The following is a 17928-nucleotide window of genomic DNA, read 5'->3' as shown; positions in this document are numbered from 1 at the left end:
CTTTAAACAAGATAGCAATGTGGTACAATACAAAAGCTACAGCATTATTAGGGATTGATTATCCTATAATGCAGGGACCATTTGGCGGAAATTTATCAACCGTAGCGTTAACTGCCGCGGTATCAAAAGCCGGTGGACTTGGCGGATACGGAGCTTATACAATGTCACCTCAGGAAATTTTCGAGGCCGACAAACAATTAAAAGCAGCAACCAATAAACCGTACAATATCAATCTCTGGGTTTCTGATCATGATATTCCGCAATCAGGTTTATCAGACGATCAATACGATAAAACAGCAGCATTATTCAAACCTTATTTTGATGAAGTTGGTATTCCGTTACCGGAAAAACCTGCTCCGTTTCAATCCAGATTTGAGAATCAGCTGGAAGTAATTTTAGATATAAAACCAAAAGTATTCAGTTTTATGTTTGGAGCACTTTCTGCCGATGTTTTAGAACAATGCAAAAGATCAGGAATCGTAACCGTTGGTGCGGCAACGACTTTAGACGAAGCTATTTTTCTCGAAAGTACCGGTGTAGATATGATTATTGCCTCAGGTTTTGAAGCGGGTGGACACAGACCTTCGTTTTTGGCTTCCGCCGAATCATCACTAACAGGAACTTTTGTATTACTACAACTCATTCGCGAAAAAGTAAAAACACCAATAATTGCTGCCGGAGGAATTGCCAACGGAAAAGGCGTCGCTGCAGCTTTAGCCTTAGGCGCCAGTGCGGCGCAGATAGGAACTGCATTTCTGGCCTGTGACGAATCGAACGCATTACCCATTCATAGAGAAATGTTATTCTCTGATGCAGCAAAATATACTACTTTATCACGTGCGTACACAGGACGTTTGGGCCGCGGATTAACCAGCAGAGTTGCCAAAGAAATTTTAGGCAAAGAAAAAGATGTGCTGCCGTTCCCGTTACAAACGAGTCTTATATCACCATTACGAAAAGCAGCGCTTGATCAGCAAAAATGGGACATGATTTTATTTTGGGGCGGACAAATCGCACCGATTTTAAAACATACCAAAGCGAAAGAACTGATGCATTCGCTTATAGAAGAAACGAACGCTTATTTTAATGATTTGAAGGGATAATCAAATTGAAAATACAAATGGACAAAGCCTGATTTTAGAGATTAGGCTTTTTTTGTGCGTTATTGTTTTTTTAAACAAATAGAGACATAGATTTGGAATGCGTAAAAAAGGGCGTTTCACTTTTAATAGTATCGCATAGTTTACCCAAAAATGCGCAGACTAACTTTGAATATATACATTTATAAGAGTTTTAAGCAGTTGGTTTAAAACCTTGACAAAGGATAAGGAGTTTTAGTTTTCCAGATAATGACCGCAATCTTGTCATTTCGACGCAAGGAGAAATCCTCGCAAGAAACTCGCCAAAGATTGGTTTTTCGTTGCGGAGTTACTTGCGAGGATTTCTCCTCCGTCGAAATGACAGAAATGCGCAGAAGAACTTTGAACATAGAAGATTTTTTCTGAAATGACAAAATAAGCTAAAATACTCTTATGAAACCTAAAGCCCTAGCCCCGATAGAAGTGGAAATCCTTTTGTGTCCGCCGCGACGGAAACAAAAGATTGAAACGAATTGCTTCGCCAATTCGCACTTTCAGGCTCGGGTGCGAGATTAGCTCCTGAAATAAAATAACAATAATACCCTAAAAACCTTCAACTTCCACAATGTCCGTTTCGGGTTCAACTTCGTCCGTTTAGACTATTTACTGATTTTAAATCGCTTGTTATCGAGATACTTTTGACAAAGAAATTAATCACAATAACAAAATTTATAATCAAAATGGAAACAATAAAAACAAACAAACGCAGCTTCCTAAACGCCATTGCTACAGGAACATTTATGCTGATTGCGACAACAAGCTTCGGACAAAAAAAGCAAACTAAAGTAGATTCAGAAGCAATTCGCCCGTATCACATTAGTATTTTGAAAGAAGTCTTGATGGATCTTCGCACTCGTGTAAACGCTACAAGATGGCCGGATAAAGAAACGGTTACAGACCAATCACAAGGTGTTAAATTACAGCAAATTCAAGGTCTGGTAAAATATTGGGGTACTACTTATGACTGGCGCAAAACAGAAGCGAAACTAAATGCATTGCCTCAATTTGTCACCAATATCGACGGATTAGACATTCAGTTCATTCACATTAAATCGAAACATAAAAACGCATTACCATTAATAATTACGCACGGTTGGCCAGGATCTTTCTTTGAACTTTTGAAAGTAATTGGACCTTTAACAGATCCTACCGCTTACGGTGGAAAAGCCGAAGACGCTTTTGATCTTGTAATTCCGTCAATGCCGGGTTATGGTTTTTCTGAAAAGCCAACAGGAACAGGCTGGGGACCGGAAAAAATTGGAAATGCGTGGGATATTTTGATGAAACGTTTGGGTTATAAAACTTATGTATCACAAGGTGGAGATTGGGGTTCTGTAATTGCTGATGCCATGGCACGCCAAGCTCCAGAAGGATTATTGGGGATTCACGTAAATATGCCTGCAACAGTTCCTGCAGATATTGCGAAAGCTTTAAAAGACGGAGATCCGGCTCCTGAAGGATTATCGGTTAAAGAAAAAGCAGCTTTTGTATCTCTTAATAAATTATACACCAGAGGCGGTGGTTATGCGGGAATGATGGTAACACGCCCTCAGACTTTAGGCTACGGACTTACAGATTCTCCTGTTGGATTGGCTTCTTTTTTCTTAGATAAATTCAACGAATGGACCTATAGTGGAGGAAACGCAGAAAAATCACTTACGAAAGATGAAATGCTAGATGATATCACTTTGTATTGGTTAACGAACACAGCAAACTCATCGGCACAATTGTATTGGGAAAATAATACCAACAACTTTAATGTGGTTGAACAAAAAACAAACGATATAAAAATTCCGGTTGCTGTAACTGTTTTTCCGGGAGAAATCTATCAGGCGCCAAAAAGCTGGACAGAGAAAAGTTATAAAAATCTGATTTACTTTAATGAAGTATCAAAAGGAGGTCATTTTGCTTCCTGGGAAGAACCACAACTTTTTACGGAAGAACTTCGTGCGGCATTTAAATCTTTGAGAAAATAACTAGAAATCGTTGTGTAGATTTATTTAAACACATAGAAACATAGATTTTATAATTTACATAAAGTTCTTTCTAAAAAATCAAGATTTTTAAACATAGCACAACTATGTGGTACTATTTAAAGTGAAACGCCCTTTCTTGATTCAGTAAAACTATGTTTCTATGTGTTTAAATCAAAAGCAAAGAATTATAAAGATTTAAAAAAAATCTGCTCAATCTGCCAAATCTGCGAGAAAAATTATTTAACACACAATCTAAAAAACAAACAAAATGAAAACAAATAAAATATATGCAATTATGATCGTAGGTCTTATTGCATTATTCACTCCATCAAATGCTCATGCACAACAAAGCGGCATAAAAAGAACCGATTTACAAAAACACGATCTAAGTAGTCCGGGAAAAGAAATGGTTCAGGCCCGAATTGATTTTGATGCTCATACTTCGTTTGGCAAACACGCCCATCCGGGAGAAGAAATTATTTATGTGATAGAAGGTTCACTGGAATATCAAATTGAAGATGAAACGCCGGTAACCTTAAAAGCAGGAGAAGTCCTTTTTATTCCGGCAGGAAAATTTCACTCGGCAAAAAATTATACCAATGCTAAAGCGTCTGAGTTAGCCACCTATATCGTCGAGAAAGGCAAACCAATTTTAGTGATGAAAAAATAAAAATCTCAGGTTTAGGTTTGTCCGTTTCAGGTTTTACTTCGTCCGTTTCAACTATTTTCTGATTGTACAAGAATGGTTATCAGAATACTTTTGACGAAGAAATTAACTCATAATCAAAATATTAAAAAACAATAATCATGAAAACAATACACAATAACAAAAGCAGTTTCGCTAATAGAATAGCTTCTAAAATGCTTTTAATAGCAGCTTTATTTTTTACAATGACATTTGTAAATGCGCAATCAGAGAAACAAACAACGGCAAGTTCTCTTGGAACCTTAAAACAAATTAATGCCGGATTATTAAACGTAGGGTATACTGAAGCAGGACCTTCAAACGGAACTCCGGTAATTTTGCTTCACGGATGGCCGTACGACATTCACAGTTATAACGAAGTGGTGCCTATTTTAGTTGCAAAAGGATACAGAGTTCTTACGCCTTATTTAAGAGGCTCAGGAACAACCACTTTTCTTTCTAAAGATACTTTTAGAAACGGACAGCAGGCAGCTTTGGCAAGCGATATTATTGCTTTTATGGATGCACTAAAAATTGACAAAGCCACTATTGGCGGATTTGATTGGGGAGCAAGAACAGCGGTCGTGATGGCAGCACTTTGGCCGGAACGCCTAAACGGATTGGTTTCTGTAAGTGGTTACCTTATTGTAAATCTGGAAGCGAATTTAAAACCGTTACCTCCTCAAGCCGAATTAGGATGGTGGTACCAATATTATTTTGCTACCGAAAGAGGAAAACTCGGCTACAACCAAAATACTTATGAGTTTAATAAACTGATCTGGAAAATTGCTTCTCCGTTATGGAATTTTGATAAAGCAACGTACGACCAAACGGCACAATCTTTTAATAATCCGGATCACGTAGCAATTGTTATCCATAATTACAGATGGAGACAATCTCTGGAACCAGGAGAATCTAAATACGATAGTTTAGAAAATAAATTGGCCACAAGACCAGCAATTAAAGTTCCGACAATCACAATAGGAAGCGATTTCGACGGTGCTAGCATAGACGGAAAAGCTTACGCCAATAAATTCACCGGTAAATACGAACACAGAATCTTAAAAGGAATTGGACACAACGTTCCGCAGGAAGATCCAAAAGCATTTGCTCAGGCGATAATTGATGTGGCTAAGTAAAGTTATTTAACCGCAAAAAGTTTAACCGCTAAGAGCGCAAGGATTTACGCAAAGTCCACTAAGGTTTATTTTTAAAGCACACAAGCTTTGCGCTCATTGCGGTTAAATTTACCACAGAGAACACGAAGATTTACACAAAGTTACACAAAGCTTTGCGCTCTTAGCGTTTTTATAAAACCTTCAATATCAAAAAAACTTTGCACGCTTTGCGGTTAAATCATAAAGCATTCAATTTAAAATTTCAAATAATCTAAAATCTTAAGTCTAAAATCTAAATTTCAAAAACATGGAAACAAAAGTATTATATACAGGAAAAACACACACAACAGGCGGTCGTGAAGGAGCATCTCAAAGTTCAGATGATCAATTGAATATTAAACTAAGTTCACCGGGAACATCACGTCCTGGAACAAATCCGGAGCAGCTATTTGCAGCGGGATGGTCGGCTTGTTTTATTGGGGCAATGGGAATCGCAGCTTCAAAATTAGGAATTAAGCTTCCGGTAGCAACTGCTGTAGATGCCGAAGTAGATTTATGCGTTACAGAAGGAGAATATTCTTTGCAAGCGCGTCTTAATGTGAGCCTTCCTGGAATTGATCCTGAAGTGGCAAAAGAACTTACAGCAATGGCGCATCAAACCTGTCCATATTCTAAAGCGACAAGAGGAAATATTGATGTGACAATTAATATTATATAATCAATCAAACGAAAACCTCTTCTTCCGGAGAGGTTTTTAAAACAGAAATCATGAAAAAAATAAAATTAATACCCGTTTTTATCACTTTGATGCTTCTTATTGGAATGACTTCTGTTGCACAAAATGCTACAGATAAAAAAGAGCAAAAAGGTTTTGCCCTTTTAGAATTGTTTACATCAGAAGGTTGCTCGAGTTGTCCTCCGGCGGATGAATTGCTGGGCAAAATTCAGAACGAGTACAAAGACAGCAATTTATATGTTCTTGCTTATCACGTTGACTATTGGGACAAACAAGGCTGGAAAGATATTTTTAGCAATCCTGATTATACACAAAGACAATACGAGTATGCCAAATTTCTCGGAAAAGAACCCATCTATACGCCACAACTAATCATAAACGGAAAAGCAAATTATATTGGTTCGCAGGAAACCGTTGTGAGAAACGGCATTAAAACAGCATTGTCTAAGCCCGCAGTTGCTGATTTGACTTTAAAAGCAAGCGAAATCAACAATACTCTTTCTGTGAATTATACTATAGAAGGAATATCAAAAAACAGTCGTTTATTGATTGCCATTGTTCAGAAATCTGCCAAAAGCAATGTAAAAAGAGGGGAGAATGCCCATCGTATTTTATCGCATTATCAAATCGTGTATTATTTGCATACTATAAATCTTAACAAAGACAGGTCTGGAATTGCTATTATTCATTTGCCAAAAGACTTTAATACAAAAGACTGGGAAGTAATAGGTTTTGTGCAGGACAGAAACAACGGAATCATTTTGGGCGCCAATAAAGCAGCTTTTCAGGAGCCTTTATTATAAAGAAGAATAAAAATCGCTAAAGCTGACTTTAGTTTTAATTAATTGATTTTTAGTAATTTAGTATGTGTAATTAATCATTTTAAAAATATAAATATGAAAGTAACGTATTACGGCCATTCTTGCTTTTCGGTCGAAGTAGGAGGCAAAAACTTGTTGTTTGATCCTTTTATTTCAGGAAACGAGTTGGCAAAAGATATTGATATAAGCGCAATTAAGGCGGATTATATTTTTGTTTCTCACGGACATTTTGATCATATGCTCGATGTTGAAGTCATTGCAAATCGGACAGGAGCAACTGTATTTGGCAGTTGGGAATTGTACCATTATTTTGGTAAACTCGGACTTAAAAATCTACAGCCAATAAACCCGGGTGGTAAAGGAACGTTTGAATTTGGAACTGTAAAAGCTTTTATCGCTCAGCATTCAAGCAGTTTTCCTGACGGTGCCTACGCAGGATCTGCCAGCGGATTTGCCTTTAAAACATCTGAAGGCAATTTTTATTACAGCGGCGACACAGCGCTTACATTAGACATGAGCCTTGTTGCGAAATGGGTAGATTTAGATTTTGCCGTTTTCCCCGTAGGAGATTTATTGACAATGGGAATCGACGATGCTATTGAAGCTTCTGAGCTTGTAAAAACCCAAAAAGTTATTGGAGTTCATTATGATACTTTCGGATTCATAAAAATGGATAAAAACAACGCAATTGAAGAATTCAAAAACGCAGGTTTGAGTTTGTATTTGCCTGATATTGGTGAAACCATAAATCTATAAGGGTTTTAGATAATATTTTGAAATAGTACCATATTCAATATGTCACCCCTCTGGGGTTTAATCAAACAGGGTATAAATTTTTCTATAAATATAACGTCCCGCTGGGACTTAATTATTCACTCTTTTTTATAGCTCCAGCGGAGCGCCATGTTTATAGAAGATAGATACATAATCATTGTTAAAGCTCCGGCGGAGCGTTATATTTATAGAAAATAAAAGCATTTACAGTATATAAAAGCTCCATCGGAGCGACATACTTGATTTGGATTTTAAAAACCAGCCGGGAGATTTCTTCCGGTTTTGTTTTTTACAAAGCAGATTTAATTTCGCGCAAAGACGCCAAGTCGCAAAGTTTAGCCTTTTTGCTTATTTTTCTTTGCGCCTTGGCTCCCGATAGCTATCGGGATTGCGCGATTATTTTAGAGAAACAATTCAAGAATATCTTTGCTTCGAAAAAAACATAAAACTAGTTCAGATAAGTGCATGTCCAATTCAGGCTTTAAGTTGTCCGGTTGACCTTTTTTTGACTTCTTATTTCAAGGGTTACAATATAAATTTGTTTAAAATTAAAACACTTTTTAACTCTTAAATACTATCATTATGAAACCAATATTCTCTTTTTTAGCCCTAGCTTTTTTCTTTTTTTCTGTTGAATCTCATGCTCAAAAATATTCTAGTAATAGTTTAGATAAGGCTATACATTTTCAAAATAATCAAATGTTTGAAGGATTTATATTTAATAAATCTATCACGAATGAGAATGACAGTATTTCAATGCTAAATAAATTTTCGAAAGATCTCCGTTCGGAATTGTCCAGTCAAAAATGGAATACGGTTTTAAACGAAAATAATCGTGCTTCTGGTCATAATCTTGCGATGATTAAAGTGATTGATAAAGACAAAATAAATCTCTTTGGAAATCCTTTGATGGGATTTACAGAGAAAAAATTAGTTTTTGATGAACCGGCTTTATTTAGCGATACAGTATTGGTTTACAGTTTTTAAGGTTTGCTAATATGCACCTTTATAATTTTGATTTACGACCTTTCAAGGGATAAGAATCCGTTTTTAGTATTGATAATCGTCATTTTTATCATTCCGAGGAACTACGAATTTCCACTATAAGCACGACAAAGATTGCACTTTCGATGCGAAGTTATATTGCGAAATTACGTTCGAAGTTTCCTCATTCCTCGGAATGACAAAAATGCGCAGAGGAACTTTAAACTTAAATCTTTAATGAATAAAATTAATAATTCAACTAAATTAAAATCAGATATTTTTAATGTATTATATAAAGTATTTAATTAATAGAAAAAAGCATGTTTTTCTAAATAATCGGGACACTATTTTCAGATATAAAATACTTCTAAAATATATTATCTTTGAAAAGCAAGATTAAAAAAACAAACACAAATATGGAAAAAGTAAAACGCTTTGAGGTTTCCCCTAAAGTCATTTGGGGAAGTTCTATAGCACTCGCGATTCTTGCTTCGATACCCAAATTATTTGATGGCGATTCAACACCCGGAGACATCATTATAAACTCTTCTATTACGTTGCTGTTTTCTGTTTTTATATGGTATTATAACATGTATAGCCTGCCTAAATTTTCTTCACAGCGCAGCCATCAAAGTTTGTTCAACTGGAAACTTTTACTGAGTGTTGTCATGGGAATTGTGGTCATGGTGATTTTGGTAATCGGACATCAGGAACTTTTTCAAATATCAAAAATGGACGCTCCAATTATGTTCGAATTACGAGGCGTTTTAATCAATTTGATTGTCTATATGTTTCTGCATTTGCTTTTTCAAAACTACCAAACCCAGCAAATGGGCGTAGAACTCGAACGCACCAAAGCCGTCAATCTGGGCGCACAATATGAACTTTTAAAACAACAGGTCAATCCGCATTTTTTGTTTAATAGTTTAAATACTTTAAAATCGATGGTGGATATTCAGGATCCGCAGAGTTCTGATTTCATCCTTAAATTATCTGATTTTTATCGTTTTACGCTCGAAAGCAGGAAACTGGATTTGATTCCCTTACGAGAAGAACTTCAGATTCTGGATTCTTACGTTTATCTCTTAAAAGCGCGTTTCGAGGACGGATTTGTTCTGGAAAACGAAGTCGATCAAAGACAATATGATTCGGCTGTTCCGCCTTTTACCTTGCAATTACTAATCGAAAACTGCATCAAACACAACGTGGTTTCATTAGATAAACCTTTACACATTAAATTATATACCGAAGGAGATTTCCTGGTGATCGAAAATCAGATTCAGCTTAAAAGAGGCGTATTGTCTACCGGAGTCGGATTGGACAATATCAATCAGCGCTTTTCGCATTTGATTCACAGAGAAATTGAAATCGATAAAAACGAAACTATTTTTAAAGTAAAAATACCAATGACCTATGACTATCATAATAATTGAAGATGAAGTAAAAACGGCCAAAGCACTTGGTCAGCTTATATTGAGTATCAGGCCAGATGCTCAAATTTTGTCGTATATACAAAGCATAGATGGCGCTGTTAGTTATTTGTTAGAGAATGATCAGCCTGATCTTATTTTTATGGATATTCAACTGGCCGATGGTTTATGTTTTGAAATTTTTAAAAACGTCGAAGTTTTATCGCCTGTAATTTTCTGTACGGCATTTGATGATTACGCAATTGAAGCTTTCAAATCAAACGGAATAGATTATGTACTAAAGCCATTCTCGAGAGAAAGCATCGCTCAGGCAATTAAGAAAGCGGGAGAGTTGAAGAATTTCTTTCAAAGAAATAAAAAAGCAATGCCTGATTTCGAGTATTTACTAACCAGAACAGGCGAAAATAAAGGGAAAAGCAGTTTTTTGGTTTTTAAGAATAACAAATACCAAACTATTCTAACAGAGAATATTGCGTTTTTTTATATCAAAAACGAAACGCCAACGATTATGACTTTCGATAAGGCCGAATACCAAATAACACAATCTCTCGATGAAGTTCACAAACTTTTATCGCCAACGCAATTCTTTAGAACTAACAGACAATATTTGGTTAACTTTTCTGCCATTAGAGAAGCAGAACATTATTTTTCACGTAAGTTAATCCTCAAATTAACCATCCCAACAGAAGAAAAATTACTGGTTGGTAAAGATAAAGCCACTGCGTTTTTGAGTTGGTTAGAGAATAGGTAAATTTTGAGGATAATTTAAACACATAGAAACATAGATTTCAGAATGCGAATAAAGGCATTTCATTTTGCATTAATACACAATAGTTTAGCTATGTGAGAAAGCTTGCTTTTTTTGTTATTCTAAAAAAACTATAAAATCTATGTTACTATGAGTTAGATATTTTCAATTTGTAGTATTGTAAAGAATGAAAAGCTGATTTATTGTAAATCAGCTTTTGTTACTATTGCTATTTTTCCAGTCGAAGTATTTTGAATAAAACCTATTAACTCCCAGTCTTTTGTATTGAAATTTTTAGATTTTTCAATGGCAATATTTCCTTCTTTTTCATTTAAAACAAAACTTTTAAGCTGCCTTACAATCTGAACATGTTGCAAAGTATTTCCTTTATTTTCGCCACGTGCTACTTTCGAAATGGCTTCTTTTTGAATTGTAGCAATAAACAAATTGGTGTTTTTCTCTAACAGATTGGTTTTAAAATGAATTGCTAAAGAATCTTTATCAGATTGAGCACTAAGTTCCAGATTTGAAGTTTGTTGCGTTGCCAAAGCATCAGAAATCTTTTTAGAAAGTGTTATTTCATTATAACCCGCAAATTCTGTAGTTCCGTTTATGATAAATTGAGGTGTATACATCACATAAAGATTCAGCCATTTTTGATATTGTTGCTGGCGAACCGTAAATTCGTTTGAACTAAATTGATCTTTCCAACCCAAACGATCCCAATAATCTACGTGGTATGCCAGGAAATAAATATTTTTGTCTTTGTTTTCGATTTGTAATTTCGCCATCAATTCATCGGCAGGAGGACAGCTCGAACAACCTTCGGAAGTAAAAAGTTCTACAACAGCAAATCCTTTATTAGTAGAAGTTTGTATTTCGATTTTCTCTGATTTTAACTTTCCGGATAGTTCTTCGTAACTATCCGGAAACATAAAGCAGTTAAGAGAAAAGAGTACAGAAAGCGCAATGAGGGCGCTTATTAAAAGTGTATTTTTCATATGATTATTTTGAATGATTGGAAAAAGCGCAATCCCAATGCTAACCTACCGTCTGTAAATCAGTACAACAAATTTTAATTCGTTTAATTTAATTTGTGAAATTAATTTCACGAAATGAATTAGTGTCAATTAGTGCAATTTGTGTTTAAAATTGAGCTATAGTATTGGTTTCCAAACGGTAGGGTGCTATCGGGATTGCGGGATTAAAACAGTAAAGCTTTAATGCTTAATTGGGTAGTGCGTAAGTTGCCGTGTACAATTTTCTAAACATGATGTACGTGACACTCACCATTATAAAAGCAATAATAGCATCGGTAGTCGCAGAAAAACCTAACACAGCAAGTTTCGAAAAGAAGGCGAAAGTGATATCAAAAAATACTCCGGCAAATACCCATTCTTTCCATCGCAATAATTTGTTCGGAATCAATAAAGTGATTACTCCGGCAACTTTCATTACGCCCAGTAAATAAATAAAATGTTCCGGATAGCCCAATTGTTGCGTAATTGCCCAAACAATAGGATTGGTAGTTAATTCGAAAAAACCGCTGGCGCCAAACCATAATGAAGTTAGAATAATTCCTGTCCAGTAAATAATTTTTGTTGTTTTTGTAGTCATGATTTCTATTTTTTAAGTTGATTTATAGGACAAATTTGCGCCATAAGTCATCAATTTAAAATTGAAATAATGTTGAAACGGACAATTTAAACTTTGAAATAGACAATCTCTAAGCCGATCTAATTTCGAAGTTTTTATATTAAAGAAAATTTAGAAATAAAGATTCATAATCACATTAAAACATGATGATTAGAACCAGGTTAATTCACCTGATTTTTTCTAAACGCAGATGGAGTAGTGCCCCGATGTTTTTTGAAGATTTTATTGAGATGGCTTTCATCATTAAAACCCAATTCGTTTGCAATTTCGCCCACGCGCAAATCACTATAAAGTAATCGGTTTTCGACCAGTTTTATTCGGTATTTTGAGATATAATCCTGAAGCGTTTCATTGGCTTGTTTCTTAAAGTACCTGCCCAGATAAGTTTCTGAAATTCCAAATTTCTCGCTCATAACCGTTACACTTAGTTTTTCAGGCTCATAAATATGAGTTTGAATATATTCCAGTAATGTATGTGCTTTTCCGTCAGATTGTTTGTTGATGTTTTCCGGAAGATATTCAGAGATATTTCGGGCAATAATAACAATCAAAGTATTGATCAATAACTGAATCAGTTCTGTATTGTATAAAGTGGGATTGTGATATTCATGCCTGATGGCTTCGATAACAGGATGCACCAGATTTTTGTCGGTAACTCTTTTTAAAATACATCCCGGCTGATGATGAGCGTGCTGCAAAATGTATTCGAGCTTATAAAGATTATTCGATGTAAAAGGTCCGTTTTTGATGTAAATATCCGTAAAACGCAACTGAAATATAGTCGTTGGACTTTTGATTTCTAAAGAATGGGAATCCTGAGGCGTGATCAAAAAAAGATGTCCCGGTTCGTATGATAATCGATTTTCGTTGATGGTTTGTACACCGGTTCCTGAAACAATATAAAGCAATTCAAAGAAATTGTTACCCACTTCGGTATGCAGGGATTCGTTTATTTCTTTAAAAATAACTTCGTACGGAAGATATAAATTGGTCTTTATCATAACAACATATTACTAAATTAACGAATGATATTACAATTATAAAATAGTTAAATCAGTATAATTTTGCTCAAAGTTAAATCAAATATTTTAATAATGAACAAAATCACAGACCAAACCGCACAACAACAGTTTCAAAAACAAAAGATTACATTACCAATTGCGCCCGCATCCTTTTTCGCGATGACTTTAGGATTGGCAGAAACAGGAAATGCCTGGAGAAACGCCACTTCATTATGGAATTTACCTTCTTATATTGGCGAAGTCTTAGAAGGTTTAGCTGTAATTTCTTTTTTATGGTGGTTATTGCTGTATTGCAACAAATGGATTCAGCATCGAAAACTGGCAATAACTGAATTCAATGATCCTGTACAATCGTCGTTTCTGGCTTTAATTCCAGAATCGATTATATTAATGGCAGTTGCAATTCATGTTTATAGTTTGTCAATTGCTATTTCTTTATTTTGGATAGGTTCAATTTTAAATCTTCTTTATGGCGCTTACAAACTTTCGGGTTTATGGGCACAAGAACGCCAGGCCGAACAGACAACGCCATCATTATTCCTGACATTCACGGCAAGTATTTTGGTAAATGCACTCGCAGCCGGATTATTAGGATATACCAATTACGGTTATGTACTTCTGGGTATTGGAACCATTTCGTGGCTCATCATGGATTCTGTAATCACACAACAATTAACCGTTGGTGGACTTGGCGCTAAAACCAGAAACTTTATGGGAATTTACATGGCACCGGCCGTGATCTTATTTGTGGCGTATCAGGTTTTGGCAGGAGAAAATTTAAGCATTCCCATTGTTTATGGTTTAATGGGATATGCATTATTTATTTTTGTAGCGATAACTTTTGCCTTAAAATGGCTAAAAGAACAAGCTTTTGCACCCGGATATTGGGCGTATACTTTTGGCATTGCAACCTTATCTCAGGGACTTTCGATTTTTGCTTTAAAAACCACTGATTTTACGGTTTCTATTTTGGCAATAATTATCTTTTGTATCATGAATATCGTGGTTTTAGGAGTTGCAATAGGATCAGTAAAATTGGTTTTGAAAGGAAGTTATTTTCCAAAGTAAAAATTCTTATTTAATATTGGAGAGAGTAAACCCGACAGGTTTTTGAAACCTGTCGGGTTTGTCGTGGATGATAAATACTTTAAAAAGAAAACCCGCGTCAACCCTTTAAATCCGTAAAACCCGTGGCCCATTAAAAAATAAAAAGTTAAAATACTTGTAAATAAAGACCGAACGGTCTAAATTTGTTCCCTCAAATAAAAAGGCTATGAGTAAAGCAGAAAGAACCAGACAATTTATTATCGAAGCATCGGCTCCTATAATCAACAAAAAGGGGATGGCAGGAACTTCATTGAGCGATATTATGGAAGCTACGAAACTGGCTAAAGGCGGTATTTACGGAAATTTTGAGAACAAAGAAGAGATTTGCAAGGAATCATTTCTGTATCTAAGATCTCAATTGTCTACAAAACTGAATACAGCTGTAGCTGAAGGAAAATCGGCCAAAGAGAAACTGTTTAATTTATTGGATGTCTATGCCAAAGACATCAATACGGCAGATGGTTGTCCGATTTTGAATTTTGGAGTCGAAGCTGACGATACCAATCCTGCTATGAAGGAGCAGGTAAAAAAAGCCATTCGTTCTGCTCAAAATAGATTTTTTACTATTGCTGAAGAAGGAATAAAAAACAAAGAATTATCATCAGAAATCAATCCTGAACATTTTAGCATAAAAGTTTTTGCCATGATTGAAGGCGCTATTTTATGTAGAAAAATTTTAGGAAATGATGATCAGATGAAAATTATTCTGGACAGCATTAAAACCGAATTCGAAAACTATGTATTGTAGTTTTTTTTTGAACTTTTTTAGACCGATCGGTCTAATTTGAAACTAATTAATTTAAAAAATGAGAACTTTAAAAGAAAATCATAAGGGCTTTAGTACCTTATTAGCCTTATCCCTTATTCCGTTATCGGGATTTGCCACAGATATTTATTTGCCTTCACTTCCTGCTATGGCAAAAGATTTGCACGTTTCGGCGGGAGCCATTCAGCTTTCGTTAGTCTTCTTTATGTTTAGCCTCGGCGTAAGCCAAATTTTTACAGGCAGTATATTAGACAGTTTTGGACGCTTTAAAATTAATATAGCTTCACTTGCGGTGTTTTCAGCCACCAGTTTTGTGATCGCTTTGGTGCCTGATATTTATGTGATTTATGCCATGCGAATCATTCAGGGAATCGCGATTGCTTTTATTGTCATAGCCAAACGAGCTTATTTCGTTGATCTTTATTCGGGCGAAAAACTAAAGAGTTATATCAGTTTATTTTCGATCATTTGGGCCTGCGCGCCTATTATGGCACCGTTTTTAGGAGGATATTTAGAAAGTAGCTTTGGCTGGAGATCCAACTTTTATTTTCTTGGCGGTTTATCATTGCTTTTTCTGGTTTTAGAACTTTTGTATAGCGGAGAATCTTTAAAATATTTTCATCCTTTTAAATTAAAAACCATTGCACAAACCTACTCCGGAATGTTAAGATCAGGTGATTTTACTTTGGGCGTTTTGATTCTCGCAATTTGTTTCGGGCTTGTTGTCGTGTATAGTTTATCCAGTCCGTTTATTGTAGAACGCGTATTGGGATATTCGGCGATTACAACAGGTTATAGTTCTTTATTGTCTGGTTTGGCGGTTATGACAGGCGGTATTATTGCCAAATCGCTTATTCATAAACCTTTGGCGAAAAAGGTAACTATTGCCGTTACAGTACAAGTGATTCTGGTATTATTAATGATTTCTACGGCTTCGATTACCAGCAATATTTATACGCTAATAGGTTTTACAATGGGAATCAACGTTTGTGGAGGATTTATTTTTAATAATATTTACGGCTATTGTCTAAGCCGTTTTTCTAAAAATGCCGGAGTAGCAAGCGGACTTACAGGCGGAGGAACTTATATGTTAAGTTCTTTGTTCAGTTACGGATTTGTCAATTTATATGCCGTGAAAAGTCAGCTATTATTAGGGTTTTCTAATATTTCGCTAATCTTTATTGTGGTAATTGTTTTCATGATTTTCAACAGATTCAGAACGCAACATTTAACAACAGTTCCTGTTCAATAAAATAAATTCCAATTAAAAAATTCCAAATCCCAATGAACGTTGGAATTTGGAATTTTTTTAAATTGGAATTTCACTATTTTGTGTTGGAATTTGGAATTTATTTTTTGGAGTTTAACCTTTCCGTATGTTCATCAACACCACAGCAAACAGAATCAGAATGACACCAATCCATTGCAGAAAATTAACGGGTTCTTTGAGCCAAATATAGGCTACAAGTATAGAAACCGGAATTTCTACAGCGGCAATAATAGCCCCAAACCCATTCCGGTTAATGGCATTCCGCGGGTAAATAAAAGAGGAGGGAGGATGGTACCAAATAAGGAAAGTAAAATTCCCCAACGCATAAAAATACCAGTTGAAAAATGGACATTGATCGAAGAATGAAAAATTAGAGCAATTACAATAAATCCGCCTAAAATCATAAAAAGACTTCTTCTTAGCGGAGGAGAATTCAGCTCAATATTATTCGAAGAATACATCGTTGCCGTATAAGAAAGCGCCGCCATAAGTCCCCAAAAGAAACCAATCCAGTTAATTGTTACAGATTCCTGTAATAAATTCGTTGCTAATATAGTCCCGATTAAGATTATAACAACCGAAAGAATTTTGCGCAATCCGGGTAATTTTTTATAAATAATCATTTCTGCAATTACCCCCATCCAAACGGTTTGCATGAGCAATACAATCGCAACACTTACTGGTACATATTGCACAGATAAGTAATAAAAAGTACTGGTTAAACCCAAAGATGTTCCGGCAAGAATTAACTTAAAAATGCTTTTTAATCCTGATGTCTTAGGTTTGGTTTCGCTTTTTCTTTTAGTCAATAAACTTAAAATTAAAAGTCCTGCAAATCCAAGAATATATTGCGAAAGCGTAACTTCGGCAGTTGAAAATCCTTCCTGATAGGCCATTTTTACAAAAGTTGCCAGCATGCCGTAACTCGAAGCGCCAAGTGCAATAAAAAGGCTTCCTTTAAGAACATTATTTTTCATTGATTCTGTTTTAAAGCAATTCTTCCTCAATAAGAGATTTTACTTTTTGATGTGAATTTTCGATCGTTTCCTTTAATATTTCCGGATTAAGAGTAGCGCCATCAATAGCAATCATATGAATATTGTGTACGCCCATAACATTAAAAACCGTTTTTAAATAATCGGTCTGAAAATTCATATGTGCGTTAAATTCTCCTTTTTCATATCCCTGAGAACCTCGTGAAAGTAATAAAACCAAGGTTTTGTTTTCTAATAATCCAATATAAGGATTCTCCATATTGCCCGGATTTAGTTTCCAGGTTTCATTTACCCGAACAATCTGATCGATATAGGCCTTAAGCGCACTAGGAACCGACCAGTTGTACATTGGAGTTCCTAAAACGATGATGTCTGCCTGACGCAATTCATTGATATAAATATCACTTGTTTTTAAAGCTTCTTTTTCTTCTTCAGATCTTGCAGTTTCAGGTTTAAAAGCTGCTGCAATCCAGTTTTCATTAATATGAGGAACATTTGTATTTCCTAATTCGCGTGATGCAATATCAGGATTTGTATGAATACTTTTCCAGTGATTAATAAAAACTTCAGTAAGATTTCTACTGTGAGAATTAAGCGTTCTTGCGCTCGAATTGATAACTAATACATTTTTCATTTTAATAATTTTTGTCAAAAGTATAGTTGTTTTGAGTTAACTTTGTATACCAATTTTTATAAAAACT

Annotated in this window: 18 protein-coding genes; 13 read left to right on the top strand and 5 right to left on the bottom strand. The window is 35.3% G+C overall.

Features of this window, described 5'->3' with window-relative positions; all coding sequences use genetic code 11:
• Positions 1-17 precede the first annotated feature (17 nt).
• The 10 genes from LNP81_RS20605 (at position 18) to LNP81_RS20560 (ending at position 10414) form a co-directional block, all read left to right on the top strand.
• The gene (locus tag LNP81_RS20605; RefSeq protein WP_230039099.1) at positions 18-1103 is read left to right on the top strand and encodes an NAD(P)H-dependent flavin oxidoreductase; all 1086 of its coding nucleotides are present in this window, start codon (positions 18-20) and stop codon (positions 1101-1103) included.
• Positions 1104-1819: 716 nt separating this feature from the next.
• Positions 1820-3115, top strand: coding sequence for an epoxide hydrolase family protein (locus LNP81_RS20600; RefSeq protein ID WP_230039098.1), 1296 nt, complete (start codon positions 1820-1822; stop codon positions 3113-3115).
• A gap of 268 nt (positions 3116-3383) precedes the next feature.
• Positions 3384-3785, top strand: coding sequence for a cupin domain-containing protein (locus tag LNP81_RS20595; protein WP_230039097.1), 402 nt, complete (start codon positions 3384-3386; stop codon positions 3783-3785).
• Between the two features lie 137 nt (positions 3786-3922).
• Positions 3923-4939, top strand: a complete 1017-nt coding sequence (locus LNP81_RS20590; protein ID WP_230039095.1) for an alpha/beta fold hydrolase — start codon at positions 3923-3925, stop codon at positions 4937-4939.
• Positions 4940-5225: 286 nt separating this feature from the next.
• A complete protein-coding gene (locus LNP81_RS20585) occupies positions 5226-5636 on the top strand; it encodes an organic hydroperoxide resistance protein (protein ID WP_230039093.1) in 411 nt (136 codons plus the stop codon).
• Between the two features lie 50 nt (positions 5637-5686).
• Positions 5687-6457, top strand: coding sequence for a DUF1223 domain-containing protein (locus tag LNP81_RS20580; protein ID WP_230039092.1), 771 nt, complete (start codon positions 5687-5689; stop codon positions 6455-6457).
• Between the two features lie 93 nt (positions 6458-6550).
• The gene (locus tag LNP81_RS20575; RefSeq protein WP_230039091.1) at positions 6551-7231 is read left to right on the top strand and encodes a metal-dependent hydrolase; all 681 of its coding nucleotides are present in this window, start codon (positions 6551-6553) and stop codon (positions 7229-7231) included.
• Between the two features lie 600 nt (positions 7232-7831).
• The gene (locus LNP81_RS20570; protein WP_230039090.1) at positions 7832-8236 is read left to right on the top strand and encodes a hypothetical protein; all 405 of its coding nucleotides are present in this window, start codon (positions 7832-7834) and stop codon (positions 8234-8236) included.
• Between the two features lie 413 nt (positions 8237-8649).
• Positions 8650-9666 (top strand): sensor histidine kinase, encoded by a 1017-nt coding sequence (locus tag LNP81_RS20565; protein ID WP_230039089.1) that lies wholly within the window; start codon positions 8650-8652, stop codon positions 9664-9666.
• Positions 9647-10414 carry a LytR/AlgR family response regulator transcription factor gene (locus tag LNP81_RS20560; protein WP_230039088.1) on the top strand — a complete coding sequence of 256 codons (768 nt, stop codon included), beginning with the start codon at positions 9647-9649 and terminating at the stop codon, positions 10412-10414. Before LNP81_RS20565 ends, LNP81_RS20560 begins: the two co-directional genes overlap by 20 nt.
• 197 nt (positions 10415-10611) lie before the next feature.
• Here the strand turns inward: LNP81_RS20560 and LNP81_RS20555 are convergent, their stop codons facing one another.
• The 3 genes from LNP81_RS20555 to LNP81_RS20545 form a co-directional block, all read right to left on the bottom strand.
• Positions 10612-11412 (bottom strand): DUF1223 domain-containing protein, encoded by an 801-nt coding sequence (locus LNP81_RS20555; RefSeq protein ID WP_230039087.1) that lies wholly within the window; start codon positions 11410-11412, stop codon positions 10612-10614.
• Between the two features lie 226 nt (positions 11413-11638).
• Positions 11639-12028, bottom strand: a complete 390-nt coding sequence (locus tag LNP81_RS20550) for a DoxX family protein (protein WP_230039085.1) — start codon at positions 12026-12028, stop codon at positions 11639-11641.
• Between the two features lie 200 nt (positions 12029-12228).
• Positions 12229-13068, bottom strand: coding sequence for an AraC family transcriptional regulator (locus LNP81_RS20545; RefSeq protein ID WP_230039084.1), 840 nt, complete (start codon positions 13066-13068; stop codon positions 12229-12231).
• Between the two features lie 93 nt (positions 13069-13161).
• Here LNP81_RS20545 and LNP81_RS20540 point away from each other — a divergent pair, with 93 nt between their 5' ends.
• The 3 genes from LNP81_RS20540 to LNP81_RS20530 all read left to right on the top strand — a co-directional run bounded on the left by LNP81_RS20540 (position 13162) and on the right by LNP81_RS20530 (position 16214).
• Positions 13162-14157, top strand: a complete 996-nt coding sequence (locus tag LNP81_RS20540) for an SLAC1 family transporter (protein ID WP_230039082.1) — start codon at positions 13162-13164, stop codon at positions 14155-14157.
• A gap of 205 nt (positions 14158-14362) precedes the next feature.
• On the top strand, positions 14363-14944 hold the full coding sequence (locus tag LNP81_RS20535) for a TetR/AcrR family transcriptional regulator (protein ID WP_230039080.1): 582 nt from the start codon (positions 14363-14365) through the stop codon (positions 14942-14944).
• A gap of 58 nt (positions 14945-15002) precedes the next feature.
• Positions 15003-16214 carry an MFS transporter gene (locus LNP81_RS20530; RefSeq protein ID WP_230039079.1) on the top strand — a complete coding sequence of 404 codons (1212 nt, stop codon included), beginning with the start codon at positions 15003-15005 and terminating at the stop codon, positions 16212-16214.
• 233 nt (positions 16215-16447) lie between these two features.
• Here the strand turns inward: LNP81_RS20530 and LNP81_RS20525 are convergent, their stop codons facing one another.
• Positions 16448-17209, bottom strand: coding sequence for a DMT family transporter (locus LNP81_RS20525; RefSeq protein ID WP_346432744.1), 762 nt, complete (start codon positions 17207-17209; stop codon positions 16448-16450).
• 10 nt (positions 17210-17219) lie between these two features.
• Positions 17220-17861 (bottom strand): FMN-dependent NADH-azoreductase, encoded by a 642-nt coding sequence (locus LNP81_RS20520; RefSeq protein WP_230039078.1) that lies wholly within the window; start codon positions 17859-17861, stop codon positions 17220-17222.
• Positions 17862-17928 lie beyond the last annotated feature (67 nt).

The sequence above is a fragment of the Flavobacterium piscisymbiosum genome, from assembly GCF_020905295.1.
GTDB classification, from domain to species: Bacteria; Bacteroidota; Bacteroidia; order Flavobacteriales; family Flavobacteriaceae; genus Flavobacterium; species Flavobacterium piscisymbiosum.
This window is presented reverse-complemented; position numbering and strand designations above follow the sequence as displayed.

What these genes read in the sequence shown, in the direction of transcription:
- LNP81_RS20605 (WP_230039099.1), top strand. Translation starts at nt 18, where the DNA reads ATGTGGTACAATACAAAAGCTACAGCATTATTAGGGATTGATTATCCT.
- LNP81_RS20600 (WP_230039098.1), top strand. Translation starts at nt 1,820, where the DNA reads ATGGAAACAATAAAAACAAACAAACGCAGCTTCCTAAACGCCATTGCT.
- LNP81_RS20595 (WP_230039097.1), top strand. Translation starts at nt 3,384, where the DNA reads ATGAAAACAAATAAAATATATGCAATTATGATCGTAGGTCTTATTGCA.
- LNP81_RS20590 (WP_230039095.1), top strand. Translation starts at nt 3,923, where the DNA reads ATGAAAACAATACACAATAACAAAAGCAGTTTCGCTAATAGAATAGCT.
- LNP81_RS20585 (WP_230039093.1), top strand. Translation starts at nt 5,226, where the DNA reads ATGGAAACAAAAGTATTATATACAGGAAAAACACACACAACAGGCGGT.
- LNP81_RS20580 (WP_230039092.1), top strand. Translation starts at nt 5,687, where the DNA reads ATGAAAAAAATAAAATTAATACCCGTTTTTATCACTTTGATGCTTCTT.
- LNP81_RS20575 (WP_230039091.1), top strand. Translation starts at nt 6,551, where the DNA reads ATGAAAGTAACGTATTACGGCCATTCTTGCTTTTCGGTCGAAGTAGGA.
- LNP81_RS20570 (WP_230039090.1), top strand. Translation starts at nt 7,832, where the DNA reads ATGAAACCAATATTCTCTTTTTTAGCCCTAGCTTTTTTCTTTTTTTCT.
- LNP81_RS20565 (WP_230039089.1), top strand. Translation starts at nt 8,650, where the DNA reads ATGGAAAAAGTAAAACGCTTTGAGGTTTCCCCTAAAGTCATTTGGGGA.
- LNP81_RS20560 (WP_230039088.1), top strand. Translation starts at nt 9,647, where the DNA reads ATGACTATCATAATAATTGAAGATGAAGTAAAAACGGCCAAAGCACTT.
- LNP81_RS20555 (WP_230039087.1), bottom strand. Translation starts at nt 11,412, where the DNA reads ATGAAAAATACACTTTTAATAAGCGCCCTCATTGCGCTTTCTGTACTC.
- LNP81_RS20550 (WP_230039085.1), bottom strand. Translation starts at nt 12,028, where the DNA reads ATGACTACAAAAACAACAAAAATTATTTACTGGACAGGAATTATTCTA.
- LNP81_RS20545 (WP_230039084.1), bottom strand. Translation starts at nt 13,068, where the DNA reads ATGATAAAGACCAATTTATATCTTCCGTACGAAGTTATTTTTAAAGAA.
- LNP81_RS20540 (WP_230039082.1), top strand. Translation starts at nt 13,162, where the DNA reads ATGAACAAAATCACAGACCAAACCGCACAACAACAGTTTCAAAAACAA.
- LNP81_RS20535 (WP_230039080.1), top strand. Translation starts at nt 14,363, where the DNA reads ATGAGTAAAGCAGAAAGAACCAGACAATTTATTATCGAAGCATCGGCT.
- LNP81_RS20530 (WP_230039079.1), top strand. Translation starts at nt 15,003, where the DNA reads ATGAGAACTTTAAAAGAAAATCATAAGGGCTTTAGTACCTTATTAGCC.
- LNP81_RS20525 (WP_346432744.1), bottom strand. Translation starts at nt 17,209, where the DNA reads ATGAAAAATAATGTTCTTAAAGGAAGCCTTTTTATTGCACTTGGCGCT.
- LNP81_RS20520 (WP_230039078.1), bottom strand. Translation starts at nt 17,861, where the DNA reads ATGAAAAATGTATTAGTTATCAATTCGAGCGCAAGAACGCTTAATTCT.